Annotated in this window: 25 protein-coding genes; 14 read left to right on the top strand and 11 right to left on the bottom strand. The window is 69.7% G+C overall.

Going from position 1 to position 19732, the window contains the following annotated elements; genetic code table 11:
- Nucleotides 1-37: 37 nt before the first annotated feature.
- Both ACXKZF_RS06295 and ACXKZF_RS06300 read right to left on the bottom strand, forming a co-directional pair.
- Entirely contained in the window at nt 38-241 is a 204-nt protein-coding gene (locus tag ACXKZF_RS06295) for a cold-shock protein (protein ID WP_013583139.1), read from the bottom strand.
- Between the two features lie 16 nt (nt 242-257).
- Nucleotides 258-542 (bottom strand): hypothetical protein, encoded by a 285-nt coding sequence (locus ACXKZF_RS06300; RefSeq protein WP_055957339.1) that lies wholly within the window; start codon nt 540-542, stop codon nt 258-260.
- Between the two features lie 228 nt (nt 543-770).
- Between ACXKZF_RS06300 and ACXKZF_RS06305 the strand changes: the two genes are divergently transcribed.
- Together ACXKZF_RS06305 and ACXKZF_RS06310 are read left to right on the top strand one after the other, a co-directional pair.
- Complete coding sequence (locus ACXKZF_RS06305; RefSeq protein ID WP_488985723.1) at nt 771-1145, top strand: biopolymer transporter Tol; 375 nt, start codon at nt 771-773, stop codon at nt 1143-1145.
- 51 nt (nt 1146-1196) lie between these two features.
- Nucleotides 1197-1688, top strand: coding sequence for a pyridoxamine 5'-phosphate oxidase family protein (locus ACXKZF_RS06310; RefSeq protein WP_488985724.1), 492 nt, complete (start codon nt 1197-1199; stop codon nt 1686-1688).
- Nucleotides 1689-1728: 40 nt separating this feature from the next.
- On the opposite strand, the gene ACXKZF_RS06315 is transcribed toward ACXKZF_RS06310, so the two are convergent.
- Complete coding sequence (locus ACXKZF_RS06315; RefSeq protein WP_279291788.1) at nt 1729-1857, bottom strand: hypothetical protein; 129 nt, start codon at nt 1855-1857, stop codon at nt 1729-1731.
- A 112-nt stretch (nt 1858-1969) separates the two neighbouring features.
- Here ACXKZF_RS06315 and ACXKZF_RS06320 point away from each other — a divergent pair, with 112 nt between their 5' ends.
- Nucleotides 1970-2125 (top strand): DUF2256 domain-containing protein, encoded by a 156-nt coding sequence (locus ACXKZF_RS06320; protein WP_488985725.1) that lies wholly within the window; start codon nt 1970-1972, stop codon nt 2123-2125.
- Nucleotides 2122-3561, top strand: coding sequence for a cryptochrome/photolyase family protein (locus tag ACXKZF_RS06325; protein WP_488985726.1), 1440 nt, complete (start codon nt 2122-2124; stop codon nt 3559-3561). Before ACXKZF_RS06320 ends, ACXKZF_RS06325 begins: the two co-directional genes overlap by 4 nt.
- A 70-nt stretch (nt 3562-3631) precedes the next feature.
- Here the strand turns inward: ACXKZF_RS06325 and ACXKZF_RS06330 are convergent, their stop codons facing one another.
- Nucleotides 3632-3847 (bottom strand): hypervirulence associated TUDOR domain-containing protein, encoded by a 216-nt coding sequence (locus tag ACXKZF_RS06330; protein WP_055957324.1) that lies wholly within the window; start codon nt 3845-3847, stop codon nt 3632-3634.
- Between the two features lie 182 nt (nt 3848-4029).
- Between ACXKZF_RS06330 and ACXKZF_RS06335 the strand changes: the two genes are divergently transcribed.
- Nucleotides 4030-5577 carry a catalase gene (locus ACXKZF_RS06335; protein ID WP_488985727.1) on the top strand — a complete coding sequence of 516 codons (1548 nt, stop codon included), beginning with the start codon at nt 4030-4032 and terminating at the stop codon, nt 5575-5577.
- Between the two features lie 136 nt (nt 5578-5713).
- Here the strand turns inward: ACXKZF_RS06335 and ACXKZF_RS06340 are convergent, their stop codons facing one another.
- The 3 genes from ACXKZF_RS06340 to ACXKZF_RS06350 are packed head-to-tail and all read right to left on the bottom strand — an operon-like array spanning nt 5714 to nt 7966.
- Entirely contained in the window at nt 5714-6289 is a 576-nt protein-coding gene (locus tag ACXKZF_RS06340; protein WP_055959950.1) for a DUF2238 domain-containing protein, read from the bottom strand.
- Nucleotides 6290-6329: 40 nt separating this feature from the next.
- Complete coding sequence (locus tag ACXKZF_RS06345; protein WP_055957317.1) at nt 6330-7163, bottom strand: endonuclease/exonuclease/phosphatase family protein; 834 nt, start codon at nt 7161-7163, stop codon at nt 6330-6332.
- Nucleotides 7160-7966, bottom strand: a complete 807-nt coding sequence (locus ACXKZF_RS06350; protein ID WP_055957313.1) for a glycosyltransferase family 2 protein — start codon at nt 7964-7966, stop codon at nt 7160-7162. The genes ACXKZF_RS06345 and ACXKZF_RS06350 overlap by 4 nt, the downstream gene beginning before the upstream one ends.
- A gap of 117 nt (nt 7967-8083) precedes the next feature.
- On the opposite strand from ACXKZF_RS06350, the gene ACXKZF_RS06355 reads away from it, so the two are divergent.
- The 3 genes from ACXKZF_RS06355 to ACXKZF_RS06365 are packed head-to-tail and all read left to right on the top strand — an operon-like array spanning nt 8084 to nt 10348.
- Nucleotides 8084-8848: a sulfurtransferase gene (locus ACXKZF_RS06355; protein ID WP_488985728.1), complete on the top strand. Its 765-nt coding sequence runs from the start codon at nt 8084-8086 to the stop codon at nt 8846-8848.
- A gap of 2 nt (nt 8849-8850) precedes the next feature.
- Nucleotides 8851-9804, top strand: coding sequence for a dipeptidase (locus tag ACXKZF_RS06360; RefSeq protein ID WP_488985729.1), 954 nt, complete (start codon nt 8851-8853; stop codon nt 9802-9804).
- 43 nt (nt 9805-9847) lie between these two features.
- Entirely contained in the window at nt 9848-10348 is a 501-nt protein-coding gene (locus ACXKZF_RS06365; protein ID WP_488985730.1) for a GNAT family N-acetyltransferase, read from the top strand.
- A gap of 118 nt (nt 10349-10466) precedes the next feature.
- Here the strand turns inward: ACXKZF_RS06365 and ACXKZF_RS06370 are convergent, their stop codons facing one another.
- The 3 genes from ACXKZF_RS06370 to msrB form a co-directional block, all read right to left on the bottom strand.
- Nucleotides 10467-11702 carry an NAD(P)/FAD-dependent oxidoreductase gene (locus ACXKZF_RS06370; RefSeq protein WP_488985731.1) on the bottom strand — a complete coding sequence of 412 codons (1236 nt, stop codon included), beginning with the start codon at nt 11700-11702 and terminating at the stop codon, nt 10467-10469.
- Between the two features lie 337 nt (nt 11703-12039).
- Nucleotides 12040-12594, bottom strand: coding sequence for a peptide-methionine (S)-S-oxide reductase MsrA (gene msrA, locus ACXKZF_RS06375; protein ID WP_055957303.1), 555 nt, complete (start codon nt 12592-12594; stop codon nt 12040-12042).
- Between the two features lie 38 nt (nt 12595-12632).
- Complete coding sequence (msrB, locus tag ACXKZF_RS06380; RefSeq protein WP_243222707.1) at nt 12633-13091, bottom strand: peptide-methionine (R)-S-oxide reductase MsrB; 459 nt, start codon at nt 13089-13091, stop codon at nt 12633-12635.
- Nucleotides 13092-13294: 203 nt separating this feature from the next.
- Between msrB and ACXKZF_RS06385 the strand changes: the two genes are divergently transcribed.
- Nucleotides 13295-14119: an SDR family NAD(P)-dependent oxidoreductase gene (locus tag ACXKZF_RS06385; RefSeq protein ID WP_488985732.1), complete on the top strand. Its 825-nt coding sequence runs from the start codon at nt 13295-13297 to the stop codon at nt 14117-14119.
- Between the two features lie 7 nt (nt 14120-14126).
- Here the strand turns inward: ACXKZF_RS06385 and ACXKZF_RS06390 are convergent, their stop codons facing one another.
- On the bottom strand, nt 14127-14438 hold the full coding sequence (locus ACXKZF_RS06390; protein WP_055957294.1) for a hypothetical protein: 312 nt from the start codon (nt 14436-14438) through the stop codon (nt 14127-14129).
- A 167-nt stretch (nt 14439-14605) separates the two neighbouring features.
- Here ACXKZF_RS06390 and ACXKZF_RS06395 point away from each other — a divergent pair, with 167 nt between their 5' ends.
- The 5 genes from ACXKZF_RS06395 to ACXKZF_RS06415 all read left to right on the top strand — a co-directional run bounded on the left by ACXKZF_RS06395 (nt 14606) and on the right by ACXKZF_RS06415 (nt 19684).
- Nucleotides 14606-15589, top strand: coding sequence for a dioxygenase family protein (locus tag ACXKZF_RS06395; RefSeq protein WP_488985733.1), 984 nt, complete (start codon nt 14606-14608; stop codon nt 15587-15589).
- Nucleotides 15590-15607: 18 nt separating this feature from the next.
- A complete protein-coding gene (locus ACXKZF_RS06400; protein WP_488985734.1) occupies nt 15608-15883 on the top strand; it encodes a twin-arginine translocase TatA/TatE family subunit in 276 nt (91 codons plus the stop codon).
- Between the two features lie 46 nt (nt 15884-15929).
- Entirely contained in the window at nt 15930-16655 is a 726-nt protein-coding gene (locus ACXKZF_RS06405) for an NUDIX hydrolase (protein WP_488985735.1), read from the top strand.
- Between the two features lie 63 nt (nt 16656-16718).
- Nucleotides 16719-18398 carry a glucose-6-phosphate isomerase gene (pgi, locus tag ACXKZF_RS06410; RefSeq protein ID WP_055959944.1) on the top strand — a complete coding sequence of 560 codons (1680 nt, stop codon included), beginning with the start codon at nt 16719-16721 and terminating at the stop codon, nt 18396-18398.
- 377 nt (nt 18399-18775) lie between these two features.
- Nucleotides 18776-19684: an aggregation-promoting factor C-terminal-like domain-containing protein gene (locus tag ACXKZF_RS06415; RefSeq protein ID WP_488985736.1), complete on the top strand. Its 909-nt coding sequence runs from the start codon at nt 18776-18778 to the stop codon at nt 19682-19684.
- The last annotated feature ends 48 nt before the right edge of the window (nt 19685-19732 follow it).

Here is a 19732-nt window from a genome sequence, read left to right on the forward strand (position 1 = left end):
GTCTGCGACGAGCCCGGCTTCCGGGTCTCAGCGGAGCTTAGAGGGGGCGGATGTTCGCCGCCTGCATGCCCTTGGGGCCCTGCTCGGCGTCGAATTCGACCTTCTGCGCTTCCGTCAGCTCCTTGAAGCCGTTGCCCTGGATCGCGCTGAAGTGCGCGAACAGGTCGGCGGAGCCGTCATCGGGAGCGATGAAGCCGTAGCCCTTTTCGGAGTTGAACCATTTCACGGTGCCAGTGGCCATCGTGTTTCCTCTTTATTCATGTTGGGCCGCAGACGCGACCGTGGGCGCCGCTCCGACGCGTGCGGAGCGGACGGGGACGCCGCGGTACCGAGTCGGTACCGCGGACGCGGTGGCCGTCGACCGCAGCCTGAGCTGCGTCGACGGAGATATGGAAGCCGAGATTCTCGCCGAGGGGACCCTGGGCTTCGAAGCCCGAGGTGCCCGCGCCGACGAAACCGGCGTAGTCGGATCCGGCCATCGCGACGTAGACGTCGAGATCGGCCTGGCGCCACGATAGTGGCGAAGGGTGAAGCAGAGACACAAGAACTTTCCGCGAGTGCGACGCGAGGACCGAAGCCGTCGAGCGGGGCACGCGATGATTGAGGGCAGGATTGCTGTCGTAAACGGCTCGGCGCCGTGCGCCCGGCATCTCAGCGATGAGGCGGGCGTCGATGAAGCAAGTCCCAGAACGAATGAGACCAAGCTAGCACGGAAGTCTGGACGGTGCCGGGGAGTTTCCCCCGTCGACGTCGTCGACTGCACTGGAGTGATGGCATCCGGGAATGCGGGAGAACCCTCCGACGACGAGAGATGGCTCGTCATCGACGGTCGCCGCTGGCGCCGAACGGACCCGGCCCTGCCCACCGACATCGCCGACCGCCTGCGCTCGCACCTGGGGCGGGCACGCGCGGCCGTCCGCACGGCGAAGCGCTCCGAGGATCCCGCCGTGCTGGCCGCCGTGCGTCACCGCGTGGGGGTGGCGAAGGCGGGCCTGGGCGAACGCGGCCCTCGCTGGTGGGATGACGCGGTGCCGGCTCGCGTGGAACGCGCCCGGGCGGCTCTCGACGAGCTCGACCGCCTCGCCCCGCCGGTCGAGAGCGGTCGCGCGGCGAGAGCAGACGCCGACGCCGACGTCAACACGTAGCGAGTGTGCGCGCCCACGCGGTGGGCTGGAGTCTTCGACGAGAGGAATGACATGTCATCCACCGGATCCGAGCTGGACACGCTCAACGAGCTGCTGAAGAAGTTCCGCTTCGCGATGGTCACCACGCGCGCGGAGGACGGCGGTTTGCACGCGCACCCCCTCACCGTGCAGGAGACCGAGAGCGACGGCGACCTGTGGTTCATCGTGGGCAGCGACGCGTCGGCCGTCTCGCATGTGCGGCGCGACCCGAAGATCGGTCTGTCGTTCAGCTCCGACAGCACGTGGCTCTCGCTCGCGGGTGAGGCCGAGGTCGTCGACGACCTGGCGAAGCTCAAGGAGCTGTGGTCGACGAGCGTCGAGGCGTGGTTCCCTGACGGTCCCGAGTCGCCCGGCGTGACGCTGCTGCGGGTGAACACCCTGAGCGGTGAGTACTGGGGTAGCGCAGGCGGACGCATCGCCACCGCCATCGCGTTGCTGACGTCGAAAGTCACCGGCGAACGCCCCCAGGGCGGAGAGAACGAGAAGTTCGACCTGCCGGACTGACGGAGCGGGCCGGAGTCCCGCGGGGCCCGGCCCGTCTCCCTCAGCCGGACGGGTTCTCGACCGGTGTGCCGTCGTCGTCCGTGGAATCGGGCATGCGCGCGCCGTCGGCGGTCTCGAGCTCGTCGGGGCTGTCGGCGTCGTCGCGGGGTCGTTCAGATGTGATGTCCATGGTGAGACTCGACCATGAAGGCGGCGGATCGCGCCCGGGCCTTGCGCGCACCCGATCTTCGTGTCAGCGCAAGCCCCCACGGCACGGAGGGCCCTCTTGCGACGATGACGCCATGTCACGACCTGAGGTGCGCTCCAAGCCCTGCGCATTCTGTGGGCGCCCGTTCACCGACCGCAAACGCTGGAACGGCCGCGATCAGTGGGATCAGGTGCTTTATTGCTCGCGCGGATGCCGGGCGAACGCAGCGAAGCAGAGGCGGCACGCGTGAGGGCGGCCCTGATCCTCGCCACGCAGCAGTTCGCCGAGCACCCCGCGTACGCTGACGGCGGCATCGATGAGTTCTTCTTCATCGAGGCGGCGCCGCGGTTCCGCAAGATCCCGTATCACCGGCACAAGATCGTGCTGCTGATCTCCGCCATGCGGCACACCGCGGCCCGGCTGGAGGCTGACGGTAAGACGGTCCGCCGGATCGCCCTCGGCGACGACCTCACCTTCAAGGCGGGACTCGAAAGCCTCCTCAGGAAGCACCGCGTCACCGAGTTGACGTGGATGAGCGACCCGAACCGTCCGGTCGACGAGCGCATCGCCGCGATCTGCGCCGCCCACGACGTGGACACCGACGTGCAGTCCGACGGACTGTTCATCACTCCCGAAGAAGAGGTGGACGGCTGGTTCGCCGAGCATCCGACGCCGCTGATGGAGGACTTCTACCACTGGCAGCGCCGACGAACCGGCATCCTGATGGACGGGGGCAAGCCCGCGGGGCGCCGGTGGAACTTCGACGCGGACAATCGCAAACCGCTTCCGAAGAAGGGCGTCGACATCCCGTCGCTCCCGCAGCCGGAGCACGACGAGATCACCCGGACGGTCATCTCCGAGGTCGACGAGATGTTCCCCGAGCACCCGGGCACAGCGGGCGAGTTCTGGCTTCCGGTGACCCCCGAGGACGCCCGCGCGTGGCTCGATGTGTTCGTCGCCGAACGGTTGCACGACTTCGGCCGGTACGAGGACGCGATGAAGGCCGACGAGCCGTTCCTCTTCCATGCGGTCATCTCGCCGATGCTGAACATCGGACTGCTCACGGTCGAGGAGGTCGTCGCCGCAGCCACGCGCACCGATGCACCCCTGGCATCCGTCGAGGGGTTCATCCGCCAGGTGATCGGGTGGCGCGAATACATGCGCGGCATGTACAGGGCGCACCCGGAGCTCGAGCGCGTCAACGCCCTTCACCTCGACGGGCGCATCCAGAAGTACTGGTACTCGGGTGAACGGATGCCGAGTGACCTGCCGGTTCCGGTGCGCACGGTCCTCGAGCGCGTGCACCGGTGGGGCTATGCGCACCACATCGAGCGGCTGATGGTGCTGGGCAACTGGTTCCTGCTGCAGGGCTACGCGCCGCGGGAGGTGAACGCGTGGTTCCTCGCGCTGTTCGTCGACGCGTACGACTGGGTCATGGTGCCGAACGTCATGGGGATGAGCCAGTTCGCCGACGGCGGGTTCGTCGCGACCAAGCCCTACGTGTCGGGCGGGGCGTACCTGCAGAAGATGGGATCGTGGTGGCCGTCGGCGGCGGATGCCAAGGACTCGGTCTTCACCGACGCGTACTGGTCGTTCCTCGAGCGCCACGAGGATGTGCTGGCCGGCAACCATCGTCTGAGCCTCGCCCTGGCTCAGATGCGCAAGCGGCGCGACGCGAGGGGGTAGGTCCGCAGGCTCCGACAGGCTCACCGGCCGGGGTGAGTGGCCGCTGAGCCCGTCGGAGCCTGCGCGGGTGTCAGCTCTTCAGCTTGTTCAGGGCAGAGGCCTTGTGCGCGGCCTTGGCGCCGGATTTCTCCGACTTCACGATGAAGGCCGGGTCATCGTCGGATGCCGTGAACTTCTGCCCGTCGTGCTCGAAGTCCTTCGTCTTCTTCTCCACGACCTCGCCCTGCGTGCGCCCCTGCGGGGTGTCCCAGCTGACCCGGTCGCCTTTCGAGAGATCCTTCGCCATGACGCGTCCTTTCCGTTGATGTGGGCTCATGCTCGCCGTCGCCGGGCACCCGGATCCGGGGATTGACACCGTCCCGGCCCTACGTGTTCACCGGTGGATCCGCAATGCCTCAGCGATGTCGGACCTCCTGCGTACCGTCGGATGGGGCCCCGTTCATCGCGGCCCACGACGTGAGGAGAGCAATGACCGAGTCGACCACCGCCAACGACCCGACCACCGCCAACAACGGCGCACCCATCGCCAGCGACGAGCATTCCCAGAGCGTCGGAGCCGACGGCTCGATCGCGCTCACCGATCACTACCTGATCGAGAAGCTCGCGCAGTTCAACCGCGAGCGCGTGCCCGAGCGCGTCGTGCATGCGAAAGGCGGCGGTGCCTTCGGCACGTTCCGTACCACCGGCGACGTGTCGGCTTACACGCGGGCGGCGCTGTTTCAGCCGGGTGTGGAGACCGAGATGCTCGCGCGTTTCTCCTCCGTCGCCGGCGAGCAGGGCAGCCCCGACACGTGGCGCGACCCGCGCGGATTCTCGCTGAAGTTCTACACGACCGAGGGCAACTACGACCTCGTCGGCAACAACACCCCCGTCTTCTTCGTGAAAGACGGCATCAAGTTCCCCGACTTCATCCGGTCGCAGAAGCGCCTGCCCGGCAGCCACCTGCGCGACAACACGATGCAGTGGGACTTCTGGACGCTGTCTCCCGAGAGTGCGCACCAGGTGACGTGGCTGATGGGCGACCGGGGCATCCCGGCATCATGGCGACACATGAACGGCTACGGCTCGCACACGTACCAGTGGATCAACGCCGAGGGCGAGCGATTCTGGGTGAAGTACCACTTCCGCACCGACCTCGGCCACAAGACCCTCACGCAGGACGAGGCCGACCAGATCGCAGGGCAAGACGCCGACTTCCACATCCGCGACCTCTACGCCGCGATCGAGCGCGCCGAGTTCCCCACGTGGACGCTGAAGGTGCAGATCATGCCCTACGAGGACGCCAAGACGTATCGCTTCAACCCCTTCGACCTGACCAAGGTGTGGCCGCACGACGACTACCCCGAAATCGAGGTCGGCACGATGGAGCTCAATCGCAATCCGGGCAACTACTTCGCCGAGATCGAGCAGGCGGCGTTCGAGCCGTCGAACTTCGTGCCCGGCATCGACGGCAGCCCCGACAAGATGCTGCAGGCGCGCATCTTCAGCTACGCCGACGCCCACCGCTACCGCGTGGGCACGAATTACCAGCAGCTGCCGGTGAACCGTCCGCACACCGAGGTGCACTCGTACTCGAAAGAGGGCGCGATGCGCTACGAGTACAACCCGCCCGAGGTGCCCGTCTATGCGCCCAACTCGGTCGGAGGCCCCGCGGCCGATCCGCGACGCGCGGGCGACGGCGGCTGGCAGAGCGACGGCGACCTCGTCCGCTCGGCGGCCACCCTGCACCCCGAAGACGATGACTGGGGCCAGGCCGGCACGCTGGTGCGCGAAGTCATGTCCGCCGAGGAGCGCGACCGTCTCGTGGAGACCATCACGGGTCACGTCGGGGGAGTCACACGCGCTGATGTGCGCGACCGGGCCGTGCAGTACTGGAAGAACGTCGACGCCGGGATCGGCTCACGCGTCGAGGCGGCCCTGCCGCCGCTGGAGGGCTCGACCGCACCCGGTGAGCAGTTGAGCGAGCCGAACCCCGACGGCGACCTCGTCGGAACGGACGTCGCGGGAAAGATCTGAGCCACGGTCTCACACCGTGAGACTGCATTTCGCCGACCGGACGGTTGCCTGCGGCAACGGGTTCGTCAGCGAGGTGCAGTCTCACGGAGAGCCCGTCGGGCTTCGCCGCGCGGCGCGTCCGGTGTGCCGACCTGGCTCAGAGAGGTGCCCGATCTGCCCGCGTCAGCCGCAAGCGGGATGCGAAGACACCCACGAGAAGCGCCCCCGCGCCACCCGCCATCATGTCGCCGATGGTGTCGTCGTAGGTCACGAAGATGGCATCCGTGATGAACCGGTAGCCGAACCACTCGACCATCTCCCACACGGCCGACAATGCCAAGCCGGCGATGGTCGCGACCACGATCGGCGTGCGTCGACGTCCCGTCGGGGCGACGACGCCCCCGTCGTCGAGCAAGACCAGCGCGACGGCCGCCAGCACCCCGGTGCAGACGAGGTGCACGATGAGGTCCCACCCCGTCCAGGCCCGGTAGAGCTCCAGCACGTTGCTGCCGGCGGCGACGAACACCGTCACGCACGTGATCAGGTCCAGCCCCGAACGCAGCCCGATCATGCGCGAGAGCATCACAGCCGGCAGCGACATCGACAGCACGGCGAAGTCGGTGAACGGCAGCGTGAACAGCGACACCAGCACGAGCACGATCGCCGTGGCGCGCACCGCATCGGCCAGCCAGTCGGTGACGGTGCGCGGCGGGCGCTTCAGGTTCGCGTACATGGCCCGGATCATCGGCATCCCTCCCGCGTCGCACGGGTGATCACGAGGTGGCTCCGCCCGGAATCCGCACGACGGCCTGCACGGGCAGATGATCGCTCGGCCACTGCGTTCCGGTCGGTCGCGGGTCGATCCCAACGGCTCGCACACCCACATCGGGCGTCGTCAGTACCGCGTCGATCCGCCGAGCACCCTGCTGGGGGCGCCGGTAATTGTTGAACGTGCCCCATTCGGCCGTGCGGCGAGCCGGCGCATAAGACCACGTGTCCACGAGCAGCCCGTCCGCGAACATCTCCGCGAGCTCGCGCGAGCGCACGGGGGCGTTCACGTCGGCGGTGAACAGCAGCGGACCCCGGTGAGCGGCGACGAGGTCGTGTAGCCAGGTGGCTGAGCGTCGGCGCGCGCGGTGCGAGAAGGCATCGAAGTGCGTGTTGACGAAGGTGAAGCGGGCGCCGGTGGCGTGATCGCGCAGGTGGGCGATGACCGCGACGCGGGGGATCGTGTTCCCCCACCCCGTCGAGCCCGGGACGTCGGGGGTGTCCGAGAGCATGACCTGCTCCCAGCTCTCGACCTCGATACGGTCGCGGTCGTAGAAGAGGGGCGTGCCCTCACCCCCGCGGTCTTTGCCGCGCCCGAGACCCACACGCCCGTACTGCGAGCCCAGCGACTCCTGCACCCACCGCGCCTGGTCGGGCATCGCCTCCTGAGAACCGAGCAGATGCGGACGGTTCGCGCCGAGGAAGGTGCGCAGACGCTGCTTGCGCATCGGCCAGCGGTCGGCCGACGGCCACGTGATGCGCTCGAACCGCCGCCGGATGTTGAAGCTCATCACGTGCAGGTCGGGTGCCTCCACGTTCGGGAACAGGATGCCGGTCATGCGCGGGCCGCCTCGTCGCGGTCGACGGCGCGGACCTCGAGAGGACGGGAGTCCTGCAGCCGACGCCCGCGCCACACCCGCATCCACCGCGCCGGGGGGATATCGGTCGGCCAGTGCGCGAACACGGTGCCCGCCCCGCGGCGGAAGCACCGCGCGAACCGACGGGGCTCGACCGTGCGCGAGGACACGCGCATGTGCTGACCCGAGACCCGGCGGATGCGGTGGCCGACGCCCAAGTGGTACGCCAGGTCGAGGTCGTCGTGCAGTTCGGGGTCGAGGTGCACCTCGTCGCGCACGGCGAGCCACGCCCGACGACGGAACGCCATGTTCGACCCCCACAGCGGTGTGTGCCCGAGCGCGGGGAACGCGAATGCGTGGTAGGTGCCGAGGAAGACCCGGGCCATCGTCACGCGTCGGGAGACGGGTCCGTCATGGAAAACGGCTCCGCCTGTGACGGCATCCACTCTCTCTTCGCTCAGCGCGTCCACCATGCTCGCGACCCAGGTGGCGGCGGGGAGGCTGTCGGCGTCGAGGCGCAGGATGAGATCGAAACGCGCGGCGTCGTAGCCGGTGGCGGCCGCTGCGGGGATGCCGCGTTCACCGCAGGACACGACGCGCGCCCCCGCGGCGCGGGCAATATCGGCGCTGTCGTCGGTGGAGCCGTTGTCGACGACGACGATCTCGTCGGCGGCGACCGTCTGCGCGGCCAGCGCCTGCAGGCAGCGCCTGAGGTGCGGACCGTCGTCGCGGACGGGGATGACGACCGACACGGTCGCGATCGACGACGCGGAGCCTTCTGGCACGCTTCCTCCCGGGGACGAGTCCTCTCACGCTAGGCGATGCGCACCCCGCGTTTCCCGGCTTGACGCCCGCTGGTCCGGATGACACGCGCACGTGCGGGGTTTCATAGGGTGGATGCCATGGCATCCGTCCTCAACGTCTCGGCGTACCTGTTCACGCGCATCGCCGACCCCGGTGCTCTGCGCGTGACGCTGCGCGAGCGCGCGGCCGCCGCCGGCCTCCGGGGCACGATCCTGCTCGCCGAGGAGGGGATCAATCTGTTCCTCGCCGGTGACGCCGACGCGGTGCGCGGCTTCGTCGGAGAGCTCCGCGCCGACGAGCGCTTCACCGCGCTGCGCACGAAAGACAGCTGGTCGGAAAGCGTGCCCTTCGACAAGCTCCTGGTGAAGGTGAAGCGCGAGATCATCCGGATGGACCGACCCGAGGTACGCCCGCAGGACGGCCGAGCCCCCGCCGTCAGTCCAGACACCCTGCGTCGCTGGCTCGACCGAGGCGCCGACGACGACGGCCGGGAGGTCGTGCTCGTCGACACCCGCAACGCGTTCGAGGTCGACTACGGCACCTTCGCCGGCGCCCTGGACTGGCGCATCGAGCGCTTTACCCAGTTCCCGGATGCCGTGAGCGCCCACCGCGACAACCTCACCGGCAAGACCGTGGTGAGCTTCTGCACGGGCGGGATCCGCTGCGAGAAAGCAGCGCTGTACTTGCGCTCCGAGGGGGTCGAGGCGTACCAGCTCGACGGCGGGATCCTGGGATGGTTCGACGCGCAGGGCGGCGCGCACTTCACCGGCGACTGCTTCGTCTTCGACGGGCGCGAGGCGCTGGACTCCGGGCTGACTCCCGCCCGCGCGGCCGCGCCCGTCGCCTCACCCCTCGGCGTCTGACCGTGCTCTGGGATCAGCATGCCTGCGTCGAGCTCGTCGAGACCGCCGACCTCACCGACCTGCACCGCTACCGCCCCGCGGGAGGCGGCTTGGTCTCACTGAATGTCGGTTACGCACCTCACGGCCCGGCGGTCGTGACCTCGCTGCTCGCCGCGTTCCGTGCGCAGATCGAGCGCATCGACGGCCTCGCGCTCGCCACGTCGGTCGACGACGTCGACCGGATCGCCGCCGCGGGCGATACCGCGGTGGTCTTCGACCTCGAGGACTGCGCTCCGCTCGGCGGACGTCTCGATGCCGTCGGCCCGCTCGTCGCGCAGGGGGTCCGCACGATCGCCCCGACCTACAACGTCGCGAACCGCGCGGGCGGCGGCTGCCTCGACGCCGTCGACGACGGGCTGACAGCCTGGGGACGCGACCTGGTGCGTGAGCTCAACAGACACGGTGCGGTGCCCGACGGTTCGCACGTCGGGGCGCGAACCACGCTCGAGATGTGCGCGGTGTCGACCAGACCGGTGGTCTTCAGCCACTCGAACCTGCGCGCGGTGTGGGATCACCCCCGTAACATCACCGACGATCAGGCCCGGGCCGCGGCGGACACCGGGGGAGTGATCGGCATCACCGGGGTCGGCATCTTCCTCGGGCCCAATACCCCGACGCTGTCGGCCATGACGCGGCACCTCGAGCACGCGGTCGAGGTCGTCGGCATCGACCACGTCGGCGTCAGCACCGATTTCTCCTTCGACTGGCAGACGTTCCGCGACGTGCTCGCGACGAGCCCCGACCTCTACGACGCCAGCTACACCGCGTGGGGACCGGTCGAATGGATGCCGCCCGAAACCTTCGTCGGCCTCGGCGCGCACCTGCGCGATCACGGGTGGGGCGACGACGACATCGCCGCGGTGCTCGGCGGCAACTTCCGGCGCGTGGCGCGCGAGAGCTGGCATCCACTGTCCTGACCACCCGTGTGGCGGTGGCGGTCGGCCTCGGTAGCCTCGGTTCATGACCACTCTCACCGACGGTGCCGTCCTGCGTCCCGCCCGGAGCGGGGATGAGACCGGAATCCTCGCCTGCATCCAAGCCCTCGCCGATTATGAGCGCGAACCGGATGCCGTCGACAACACCGCCGAGATGATCGCCGCCACCCTCTTCGGCGGCGATCCTCGCGCGTTCGCCTTCGTCGTGGAGGACCCCGACGGCGGCATCCGGGCGATCGCGATCTGGTTCCTCACCTACTCCACGTGGACCGGGCGACACGGTATCTGGCTCGAAGACCTCTACGTGCACGAGCAGTACCGCGCGAAGGGATACGGCGTGGCGCTGTTGTCCGCGCTCGCCGCGGAGTGCGTGGAGAAGGGGTACTCGCGCCTCGAGTGGACGGTGCTCGATTGGAACGAGCCCGCGATCGGTTTCTACCGTGCCCTCGGTGCCGAGGCGATGGAGGAGTGGACCACGCGAAGGGTGACCGGGGATGCGCTGGCGGCGCTGGCGGCGCGGCTCTAGCGCGCGAGTCCGGGGTCGGGGCGGAATTTACCGGTCGGGGCGGAAAGGGCACGCCCCGAGTTGCGGAATCCGCCCCGAACCGGCCGGAGTCGGGGCATAGCGCGGCCGGACGTCCGGCTCACCGCGCGAGGTCGATGAGGACCGCCTCCGCCGCCCGCTGACCTGACACCAGGGCGCCCTGGATGGACGCGGTGTCGCGGTGGTCGCCGGCGAGGTACCGGCCGTCACCCAGGCGTACCGAGCGCCGCTGGCGTAGGGGCGGATCCTGTGCGGGGAGGGCGCGGGTGACGTCGTCCCGGCGCAAGAGGCTCCACGCCCGGGTGTCGGCATCCCAGATCTCGGCGAGCTGCCGGCGGATGGCGTCCTCCGACGCCGCGGAGGGCAGCACGCAGGTCGCCTGGATGAGGTGCCGCCCGCGCGGTGCGTAGGTGGGCGCGGTGTTGGTCATCACGGCGGTGTTCACGATCGGCCCCTGGCGGCGTCCATCCACGCGGAGCGCGGCATCGCCGCTCGGTGCCTGGTCGGCGGCGAACCACCACGTCTGCAGGCCCCGAGGACGGGGGAGCGGAACGTCGAGAGAGGGATCGAGTCCCGTCGCGATGACCACGGACCGGGCGGTCATGGCATCGTGTCCCTCCACCCCGACGTGCCAGCCGCGGGCCCGGTGCCGGGTGGAGACCACCCGATGGGCGAGGCGGATGCCGGCGCCGGCCCGGCGCGCGGTGTCGGCGAGCTGCGCGGGGAGGGCGCCGATTCCCGCGGCGGGCACGCCCGGCCGTCCGAGGGCGAAGCTGCGGATGAGCAGCCGGACGAACGCGTCCGACGTCTCCTGCCGGTCATCGGCCAGCACCCCGGCGAGGAACGGTTCGAGCACGCTGTCGCGGAGCGCGCCTCGCAGTCCCGCGCGGTCCCACGCCTCGTCGAGTGTTCGGTCGGTCCCGGACTTGGCCGCCCGCGCCGAAGCGAGCGTGGGCCCCGCCCACCGCGCCAGAGCCGCGAGATCGGCGGGCCCGACGAGCCCGCTCCCCAGCGTCTCGGGGACGGACAGCGGATGCCGGAGGGGATGGGCCAGCCGCGCGAGCCGGTCGTCGAGGCGCACACCGACGGCCACGGGGAAGCGCCGCAACGCGAGCGCGTCGACGTCCACCCAGCGCCGGATGGCCGGATAGGCCGGGTTGAGCACGTGGAAACCGAGGTCGAGGCGGAAGCCGTCGACGATGTCGGTGCGTTCGCGGCCGCCGACGGCGTCGCCCTGTTCGAGCACGACGACGTCGCGGCCGGCCTCGGCCAGCCACGTCGCACAGCGCAGGCCGGCCAGGCCCGCGCCCACCACGATCACGTCGTATCCGCTCATCCCGTGAGCCTAGGCAGTGTCGCCCCAGCGCCCGCGGGGCTTGCGCGCACCGACCGCCCGTCGATCGCCCACGACTCGCCGCCTCACGCACCGGGCGCACGGCGTGTCCTGGACACTCGACGGGTCCCGAACCCGCCGTTCACCGAGGCGGGGGAGGCCCGATCCTCCCCGGCAAGCGCTACGAAGGCGGGAGGTCACCGACCCGGCGGGCCGAGGCCTCGACGAGGTACAACCGATCCGCGACGACATCACGTCACGGGTGCATCGCTTGCTCGACGACCTGCTGGCATGACCAAGGGCCCGGATGCCATGGCATCCGGGCCCTTCATCATGCGACTTACGCGGAGGCTTCCTCGCGCTTGGGCAGCACCCAACCGGGACGCACGAAGTGGCACGTGTAGCCGTGGGGGATGCGCACGAGGTAGTCCTGGTGCTCGGGCTCGGCCTCCCAGAACGCGGCCTCGGGCTCGATCGTCGTGACGGCCTTCGCGGGCCAGATGCCCGAGGCGTCGACGTCGGCGATCGTGTCGCGCGCGACCTTCTCCTGCTCGGGGGAGAGCGGGAAGATCGCCGAGCGGTAGCTCGTGCCGACGTCGTTGCCCTGGCGGTTCAGGGTCGAGGGGTCGTGAATCTGGAAGAAGAACGCCAGGATGTCGCGGTACGACGTCTGAGAGGGATCGAAGACGATCTCGACGGCCTCCGCATGACCGGGGTGGTTGCGGTAGGTCGCGTGCTCGTTCTGGCCGCCGGTGTAGCCGACACGGGTGTCGAGCACGCCGGGCTGGCGGCGGATGAGGTCTTCGACGCCCCAGAAGCAGCCGCCCGCGAGGACGGCGGTCTCGGTGCCGGGGCGACGGGTGATCTCGCCGGAGTCGGAAGGTCCGCTGGTCATGGTGGTGCTCCTTTTACGCGTGCGGAAGGGGAAGAGGTTCATGAGGCACGACTCTCACGGAACAGGGGGAGGTAGGCGCCGTACCCCTGGGCCTCGAGTTCGCTGACGGGCACGAAGCGCATTGCGGCCGAGTTCATGCAGTATCTCAGTCCGCCGGCATCGCGCGGGCCGTCGTCGAACAGGTGGCCGAGGTGGCTGTCCGCTCCGGCGGAGCGCACCTCGGTGCGGGTCATCCACAGCGTCCGGTCGGTCTTCTGTACGACCGCGGCGTCGTCGATCGGCTTGGTGAAACTCGGCCAGCCGGAGCCGCTCTCGAACTTGTCGGCTGAGGAGAACAGCGGTTGTCCCGACACGACATCGACGTAGATGCCGTCCTCATGGTTGTCCCAGTACTCGTTGCGGAACGGCGGTTCGGTGGCGTCGTCCTGCGTGACGGCGAACTGGCGGTCGGTGAGGCGACCCAGCGCCTCCGACGTCTTCCGGTACTCCGTGCTCACGGTTCGTATCCTCTCGTCGTGACGTCCTGTGGTGGGCGTCCTTCAATCGAACGCCTCGCCCGCTGGTTTTGGTCCCGTGGGGCTGTGAGCGGGCTGTGAGTTGCGCGGTGACGACGTAGGTGCGACGGATCCTTGCGGCAACCCCCGACCTTCTCGTCTCCGCCGCGGTTACCGTGGCTTCTCCGAACCAGGAAGAGGATGCCATGACCCGCACCATCGTCATCACCGGCGCGAGCGACGGAATCGGCGCGGCATCGGCGAAACAGCTCGCCCAGTTGGGTGAAGAGGTGGTCGTGGTCGGCCGCAACCCCGAGAAGACCGCACGCGTCGCCCGCTCGCTGGGTGTCGAGTCGTTCGTCGCCGATTTCAGCGATCTGGCGCAGGTTCGCGAGCTCGCCACATCCCTCCTCGAGGCGTATCCGCGTATCGATGTGCTCGCCAACAATGCCGGCGGTGTCTTCGGCGAGCGCACGCTGACCAAGGACGGCTATGAGACGACCTTCCAGGTCAATCACCTCGCACCGTTCCTGCTCACGAACTTGCTGCGGGAGCGACTCGTCGAGTCGGAGGCTTCGGTGATCCAGACCTCGAGCGCCGCCGCGAAGCTGTTCCCGCGGTTCGACATCGACGACCTGCAGGGCGAGCACCGGTACTCCTCGACCGCCGCCTACGGCAACGCCAAGCTCGCGAACGTGCTGTTCACGAAGGAGCTGAACCGCCGTTTCGGCGACGCGGGGCTGTCGGCCGTAGCCTTCCACCCGGGGGTGATCGCCTCGAACTTCGGCTCGACCAGCAACGGGCCGTGGAAGTTCCTCTACGGCGGTCCGATCGCCCAGCGCCTGATGACGTCGACCTCGGTCGGCGGGGCGCGCCTCACCTGGCTCGCGCTCGGCAAGCCCGGGGTGGACTGGACCCCGGGCGGCTTCTACTCCAATAACAAGGCGTCCAAGACCAATCGACTCGCCGACGACCCGGTGACCGCGCGGCAGCTCTGGGAGCGCAGCGAGGTGCTGGTCGGTCTCGACTGACGCCGGGTCAGCGCACGCCCGCGCGCGGGGGACTCACGGTCCAGCCGAATCGACCGAGGGCGTCATGCAGCCGCCGCGCCTGGGCCCAGGCGACCGCGCCCGAGATGTCCGAGTAGACGTCGATCGCGAAGGGAGGGGGATCGGCGAACTTCGGAATCTCGACCTCCGCCCACGCATGGGGAGCGAGCCAGACGCGGGGGCGTGCGGTTCCGGCATCCTCCACGCCTGTGTCGGCGGCGAAGGCGATGGCGTCGAGGGCGTCGATCTTGGTGATCGGCATGTTCACGACGAGGGTCACCGCGTGCAGCACTCCGGTCATCGCGCACCTCCTTCCCTCATCCTGACACGGGCGTGCGGGGTCGGGGCAGCCCCGCGGATCCCGCCATCGCGTCTCATAGGCGCACCACAGGTTCGGTGAAGGCCCGGGCAGGGCGCGCGGACCACAGTCGGGGCAACACAGGAACCTCGATCCCCGGAGAAGAGACCATGAGCCGCATCCCCGACACCCAGATGACCCCCGAGGGTCCCGCCTACGAGGGGCGCCTGCTCGATCGAGCCGACGAGCCCGTGGTCGATCAGGGCGCCTCGTTCGACGTGCGAACCCTCGTCAGCCGTCGCGGCATCCTGAGCCTCGTCACCCTCGGCGCGGGGGCCGTCGCACTGGCGGCCTGCGCCCCGGCCGAGAGCGGGGCGACCGCGACCGCCACGACCACCCCCCGCGCGACAGCGTCGGCGACCCCCGCGACCCCGACGGCCTCGGCCACCGCGTCGGCCTCGAACGCGCCGGTGGCGCTGCCCGCGGGGGAGATCCCCCAGGAGACCGCCGGTCCCTACCCCGGCGACGGCTCGAACGGCGTCGACATCCTCGAGCAGTCCGGGGTGGTCCGCAGCGACCTGCGTTCGAGCCTCGACGGTGGCGCCACGGCGGCGGGAGTGCCCATGACGCTGAATCTCACGATCCTCGACACCGCCAACGGCGACGTGCCCTTCGCAGGAGCCGCCGTCTACGTCTGGCACTGCGACGCCGAGGGGCGGTACTCGATGTACTCCTCCGGCATCGAGAACGAGACCTACCTGCGTGGGGTGCAGGTCGTCGGCACCGACGGAGTGGTCTCGTTCACCTCGATCTTCCCCGCCTGCTACGACGGGCGCTGGCCCCATATCCACTTCGAGGTGTACCCGAACGTGGATGCCATCACCGACTCCGCGAACGCGGTCGCGACCTCGCAGGTGGCCCTGCCCGAGGCGACCTGCGCAATCGTCTACGCCGATACGGCCTACTCGTCGTCGGCATCCAATATGTCCCGCGTCTCGCTCGCGACCGACAACGTCTTCGGCGACGACGGGGGAGTGCTCGAGCTCGCCACGACCACCGGCGACAACGCCACCGGCTGGACGGTCGCCCTGACCGCTCGTGTCGACACCGCCACCACCCCGACCGCAGGCGCGATGCCCGGCGGCCGGGGCTGATCGGAGAGGGATCCTCCCATGCTGCAGAACCTCACCGGCTGGCATGCCCTCGTCGTGCTCGCGATCGTCGTCCTCGTCTTCGGCGCCGCCAAGCTCCCGGCCCTCGCCCGCAGCGTCGGCCAGTCCGTCCGCATCCTGAGAACGGAGGCGGCCGAACCGTCTCCGGATGATGGCCCGGCGCCCACGGTCGACGACACCCCCGCTCACGCGGTTTCCGCGGCGGCGTCGCCAGGCTCCGACATCTACAAGCTCGACGGCGACGGCGACGGCCTGGCCTGCAACGGTTCCCGCTAGGGACTCGCCCGCCCGGGCGGTCGAGGGCGGCGGCTAGCCTCGAGCCATGTCGTCTCCCCGCGCACAGCTCGAAGGTCTCCTCGCCCGGGGGCTCGGAGACGTCTCCCCGGCACTGCGCGCGGTGCCGGTCGAGGGTGAGGCGAGGGCCGCGGCGGTGCTCATCCTGTTCGGCGTGCTCGACGGCATCCCGAGCGAACGTGCCGCGCGACACGTCCCGAGCGATCTCGACGTCCTCCTCCTGGCGCGCGCGAGCACGCTGCGCGCCCACCCCGGACAGGTCGCCTTCCCCGGAGGGCGCGTCGATCCGGAAGATCGGGATGCCGTGGCCGCCGCGCTCCGCGAGGCGCAGGAGGAGACCGGTCTCGACCCCGACGGCGTCGAGGTGCTCGGGACGCTCGAGCCGGTACCGCTGGCGTTCTCCCGCCACGAGGTGACTCCCGTCGTCGGGTGGTGGACACGTCCCACGCCGGTCCGCGCCGTCGATGCGGCGGAATCGGCCGAAGTGTTCCGTGCGCCGGTCGCCGACCTCCTCGACCCCGCCCGGCGCGGCGTCACGGTCATCCGGCGCGATGGGCGCGAGTGGCGCGGACCCGCCTTCGGGCTCGACACGGCGCGCGGACCGCAGACGGTGTGGGGCTTCACGGCCATGCTGCTCGACGGCCTGTTCGACCGGCTCGGCTGGACCGAGGCGTGGGATGCGACGCGCGAGATCCCTCTCCCGGAGCCGATTGTCGCCGACCCCGGGGTTCCTCCCGGGCCGCCCCGTCCCTAGCGCGCACCACCGTCTTCGTCATCCATCGCGTGTTGCACCCCGGGGGTCGCTAGCGTGGGTCTCGTGACTGCGCCTATCGATCCCACCACCACCCCCGCCTGGTCCCGCCTCACAGCGCTTCGCGACGCGTTCGAGCCCGACCTGCGCGGCTGGTTCGCCGCCGACGCCGACCGCACGCCCGCGCTCACGCGCACCGTCGGCGACCTCCACGTCGACCTGTCGAAGAACCTCGTGACAGCCGACGTGCTCGACGCCCTGGTCGCGCTCGCCGAAGAGACCGGCGTCGCCGAGCGCTACGCCGACATGCTGCGGGGCGCGCACCTCAACACCAGTGAAGACCGCGCGGTGCTGCACACGGCCCTCCGTCGCCCCGCGGACGCCGAGCCCGCCCTCGTGGTCGACGGCCAGCAGGTCGATCACGACGTGCACGAGGTGCTCGACCGCCTCAGCGCCTTCGCCGAGCGCGTGCGGTCGGGAGAGTGGCGCGGAGTCACCGGTAAGAAGGTCACCACGGTCGTCAACATCGGCATCGGCGGCAGCGACCTCGGCCCGGTCATGGTCTACGAGGCGCTCCTTCCCTACGCCGACGCCGGAATCCGCGCGCGGTTCGTCTCCAACATCGACCCCGCCGACATCGCGCAGAAGACCGCCGACCTCGACCCCGAGACCACGCTCTTCATCGTCGCCTCGAAGACGTTCACCACGCTCGAGACCCTCACCAACGCCCGCCTCGCTCGCGACTGGTTGTGGAAGAAGCTGGCGGCCGCGGGCGTCATCGACGACTCGGATGCCGCCCGCACCGACGCGGTGGCCCATCACTTCGTCGCGGTCTCGACGGCGCTCGACAAGGTCGAGGCGTTCGGCATCGACCCCGCCAACGCCTTCGGGTTCTGGGACTGGGTGGGCGGTCGGTACTCGGTCGACTCCGCGATCGGCCTGTCGCTGGCGATCACCCTGGGGCCCGAGGTGTTCCGGCAGCTGCTCGCCGGCTTCCACACGGTCGACGAACACGTGGCATCCACACCGCTCGCTCAGAACGTGCCCGTCCTGATGGGTCTGCTCAACGTCTGGTACACCAACTTCCTCGGCGCGCAGTCGCACGCGGTCCTTCCCTACGCGCAGCAGCTGCACCGCTTCGCGGCCTACCTGCAGCAGCTCACGATGGAGTCCAACGGCAAGTCCGTCCGGTGGGACGGCACCCCCGTCACCACCGACACGGGCGAGGTGTTCTGGGGCGAGCCGGGGACCAACGGTCAGCACGCCTTCTACCAGCTCATCCACCAGGGCACGCGGCTGATCCCGGCCGACTTCATCGCCTTCGTCAACCCGGCCTACCCGCTCGCCGATGATGGACGCGACGTCCACGGGCTGTTCCTGGCGAACTTCCTCGCCCAGACCAAGGCGCTGGCGTTCGGCAAGACCGCCGAAGAGGTCGAAGCAGAGGGCACGACCGGTGCGCTCGTGGCCGCGCGCACGTTCCCCGGCAACCGACCGACGACGTCGATCTTCGCGCCGTCGCTCACGCCGTCGGTGCTCGGCCAGCTCATCGCCCTGTACGAGCACATCACCTTCACGCAGGGCACCATCTGGGGCATCAACTCCTTCGACCAGTGGGGCGTGGAGCTCGGCAAGCAGTTGGCCCTGCAGATCGCGCCGGCCATCGAGGGTGACGATGACGCGCTCGCAGCTCAGGATGCATCGACCAGATCGCTGCTCGACTACTACCGCGCGCACCGCTCCTGACTCCGGAGCGCGGCTGAGGCCGTGGTGACGGGCCGATCCGAGAGTTTCTCCGCGAATCTCGGGTCGGCCCGTCATGCGCGCTGACAGTGGTCTCGACCCCCCGGGCATCTTCACCGAAGAATCGCTTATCGCATGACGGGAAAAACCAGGTCAGCGTGCTAATCCGGGACTCCGTGCGGGGGTGCCCGAGATGTGCCGATCCGACCGGCATCGGGTGACTCGCGCCCGCCCGGCGGTCCGACACGCTCACACGCCGCATCCAGGTAACGAAGAGATAACGCTCAGATCCGGCCCGCACACTCGGGGACTTGTGTCGACCCGAACGACACGAGACCGCGCTCGATCCCGACGAGCGCGCCCCGACGAAAGATTGCTCCTTGCTCCGTTCTGATGTGAAACTTCTGCACGTCCACCGCGCCCGCCGCACGCTCGTCACCGCCGCCACGTGCGCCGGCCTCGCATTCGGCCTGGTCGCCACCACCGGTCTGGCGGTCGCCGCCCCGCTCTCGATCCCCGACGCGTCGGCATCCTCGTTCTCCGCGCCCGGCACGGCCGTGCCCGTCACGAACGCCCCCACGCTGGACGCCGTCATCACCGGTGCGAGCTCGGCGCGGAACGACGCGGAGTCGACGCTCTCGAACGCCGACACCGTGCGCGCGGACGTCGCCTCCACCGGCCTGCCGCTCTCGATCGGCGACGCCTCGATCGACACGGCGGCCCTCGAAGACGCCGTCGCCCGCCTCGGTTCGACCGACCTGCTCCCGGTGCTCCTCGTGCCGGCTCTCAGCCAGAACGCGCAGACCGAGGTCGCCCGCGTGTCCGCCCGCGTCGCCGAGGTGCAGTCGAGTCTCGACCAGGCGAAAGCGGAGAAGGCCGCGGCGGATGCCGCCGCGGAGGCGCAGCGACAGGCGGAGGCCGCTGCCGCCGCCGAGGCGCAGCGTCAGGCGGAGGCCGCCGAGGCGCTCGCTCGGGTGAACACCCCCGACGGGGCGCGGGCGTACGCCGCTCAGCTGGCATCCGAGAAGTACGGGTGGGGGAGCGATCAGTTCTCCTGTCTGTCGTCGCTGTGGAACAAGGAGTCGGGCTGGAACTATCAGGCCTACAACGACGACGGCGGCGCCACCGGCATCCCGCAGGCCCTCCCCGGCAGCAAGATGGCGACCTTCGGCGCCGATTGGCAGACCAACGCCGCGACGCAGATCGCGTGGGGGCTTGACTACATCGACCGCGGATACGGCACGCCGTGTAGCGCGTGGGGCCACTCGCAGTCCGTCAACTGGTACTGAGAATCCGCCCGGCGACCGCCCCGCGCCCCCGTCAGCGATATATCGTTA

Source organism: Microbacterium sp. ABR10, assembly GCF_057812175.1.

What these genes read in the sequence shown, in the direction of transcription:
- ACXKZF_RS06390 (WP_055957294.1), bottom strand. Translation starts at nt 14,438, where the DNA reads ATGACCGGAGTGCTGCACGCGGTGACCCTCGTCGTGAACATGCCGATC.
- ACXKZF_RS06355 (WP_488985728.1), top strand. Translation starts at nt 8,084, where the DNA reads ATGGCATCCGTCCTCAACGTCTCGGCGTACCTGTTCACGCGCATCGCC.
- msrA (WP_055957303.1), bottom strand. Translation starts at nt 12,594, where the DNA reads ATGACCAGCGGACCTTCCGACTCCGGCGAGATCACCCGTCGCCCCGGC.
- ACXKZF_RS06400 (WP_488985734.1), top strand. Translation starts at nt 15,608, where the DNA reads ATGCTGCAGAACCTCACCGGCTGGCATGCCCTCGTCGTGCTCGCGATC.
- ACXKZF_RS06365 (WP_488985730.1), top strand. Translation starts at nt 9,848, where the DNA reads ATGACCACTCTCACCGACGGTGCCGTCCTGCGTCCCGCCCGGAGCGGG.
- ACXKZF_RS06315 (WP_279291788.1), bottom strand. Translation starts at nt 1,857, where the DNA reads ATGGACATCACATCTGAACGACCCCGCGACGACGCCGACAGCCCCGAC.
- ACXKZF_RS06310 (WP_488985724.1), top strand. Translation starts at nt 1,197, where the DNA reads ATGTCATCCACCGGATCCGAGCTGGACACGCTCAACGAGCTGCTGAAG.
- ACXKZF_RS06405 (WP_488985735.1), top strand. Translation starts at nt 15,930, where the DNA reads ATGTCGTCTCCCCGCGCACAGCTCGAAGGTCTCCTCGCCCGGGGGCTC.
- ACXKZF_RS06305 (WP_488985723.1), top strand. Translation starts at nt 771, where the DNA reads ATGGCATCCGGGAATGCGGGAGAACCCTCCGACGACGAGAGATGGCTC.
- ACXKZF_RS06330 (WP_055957324.1), bottom strand. Translation starts at nt 3,847, where the DNA reads ATGGCGAAGGATCTCTCGAAAGGCGACCGGGTCAGCTGGGACACCCCG.
- ACXKZF_RS06345 (WP_055957317.1), bottom strand. Translation starts at nt 7,163, where the DNA reads ATGACCGGCATCCTGTTCCCGAACGTGGAGGCACCCGACCTGCACGTG.
- ACXKZF_RS06335 (WP_488985727.1), top strand. Translation starts at nt 4,030, where the DNA reads ATGACCGAGTCGACCACCGCCAACGACCCGACCACCGCCAACAACGGC.
- ACXKZF_RS06320 (WP_488985725.1), top strand. Translation starts at nt 1,970, where the DNA reads ATGTCACGACCTGAGGTGCGCTCCAAGCCCTGCGCATTCTGTGGGCGC.
- ACXKZF_RS06340 (WP_055959950.1), bottom strand. Translation starts at nt 6,289, where the DNA reads ATGTACGCGAACCTGAAGCGCCCGCCGCGCACCGTCACCGACTGGCTG.
- ACXKZF_RS06295 (WP_013583139.1), bottom strand. Translation starts at nt 241, where the DNA reads ATGGCCACTGGCACCGTGAAATGGTTCAACTCCGAAAAGGGCTACGGC.
- ACXKZF_RS06395 (WP_488985733.1), top strand. Translation starts at nt 14,606, where the DNA reads ATGAGCCGCATCCCCGACACCCAGATGACCCCCGAGGGTCCCGCCTAC.
- ACXKZF_RS06370 (WP_488985731.1), bottom strand. Translation starts at nt 11,702, where the DNA reads ATGAGCGGATACGACGTGATCGTGGTGGGCGCGGGCCTGGCCGGCCTG.
- ACXKZF_RS06385 (WP_488985732.1), top strand. Translation starts at nt 13,295, where the DNA reads ATGACCCGCACCATCGTCATCACCGGCGCGAGCGACGGAATCGGCGCG.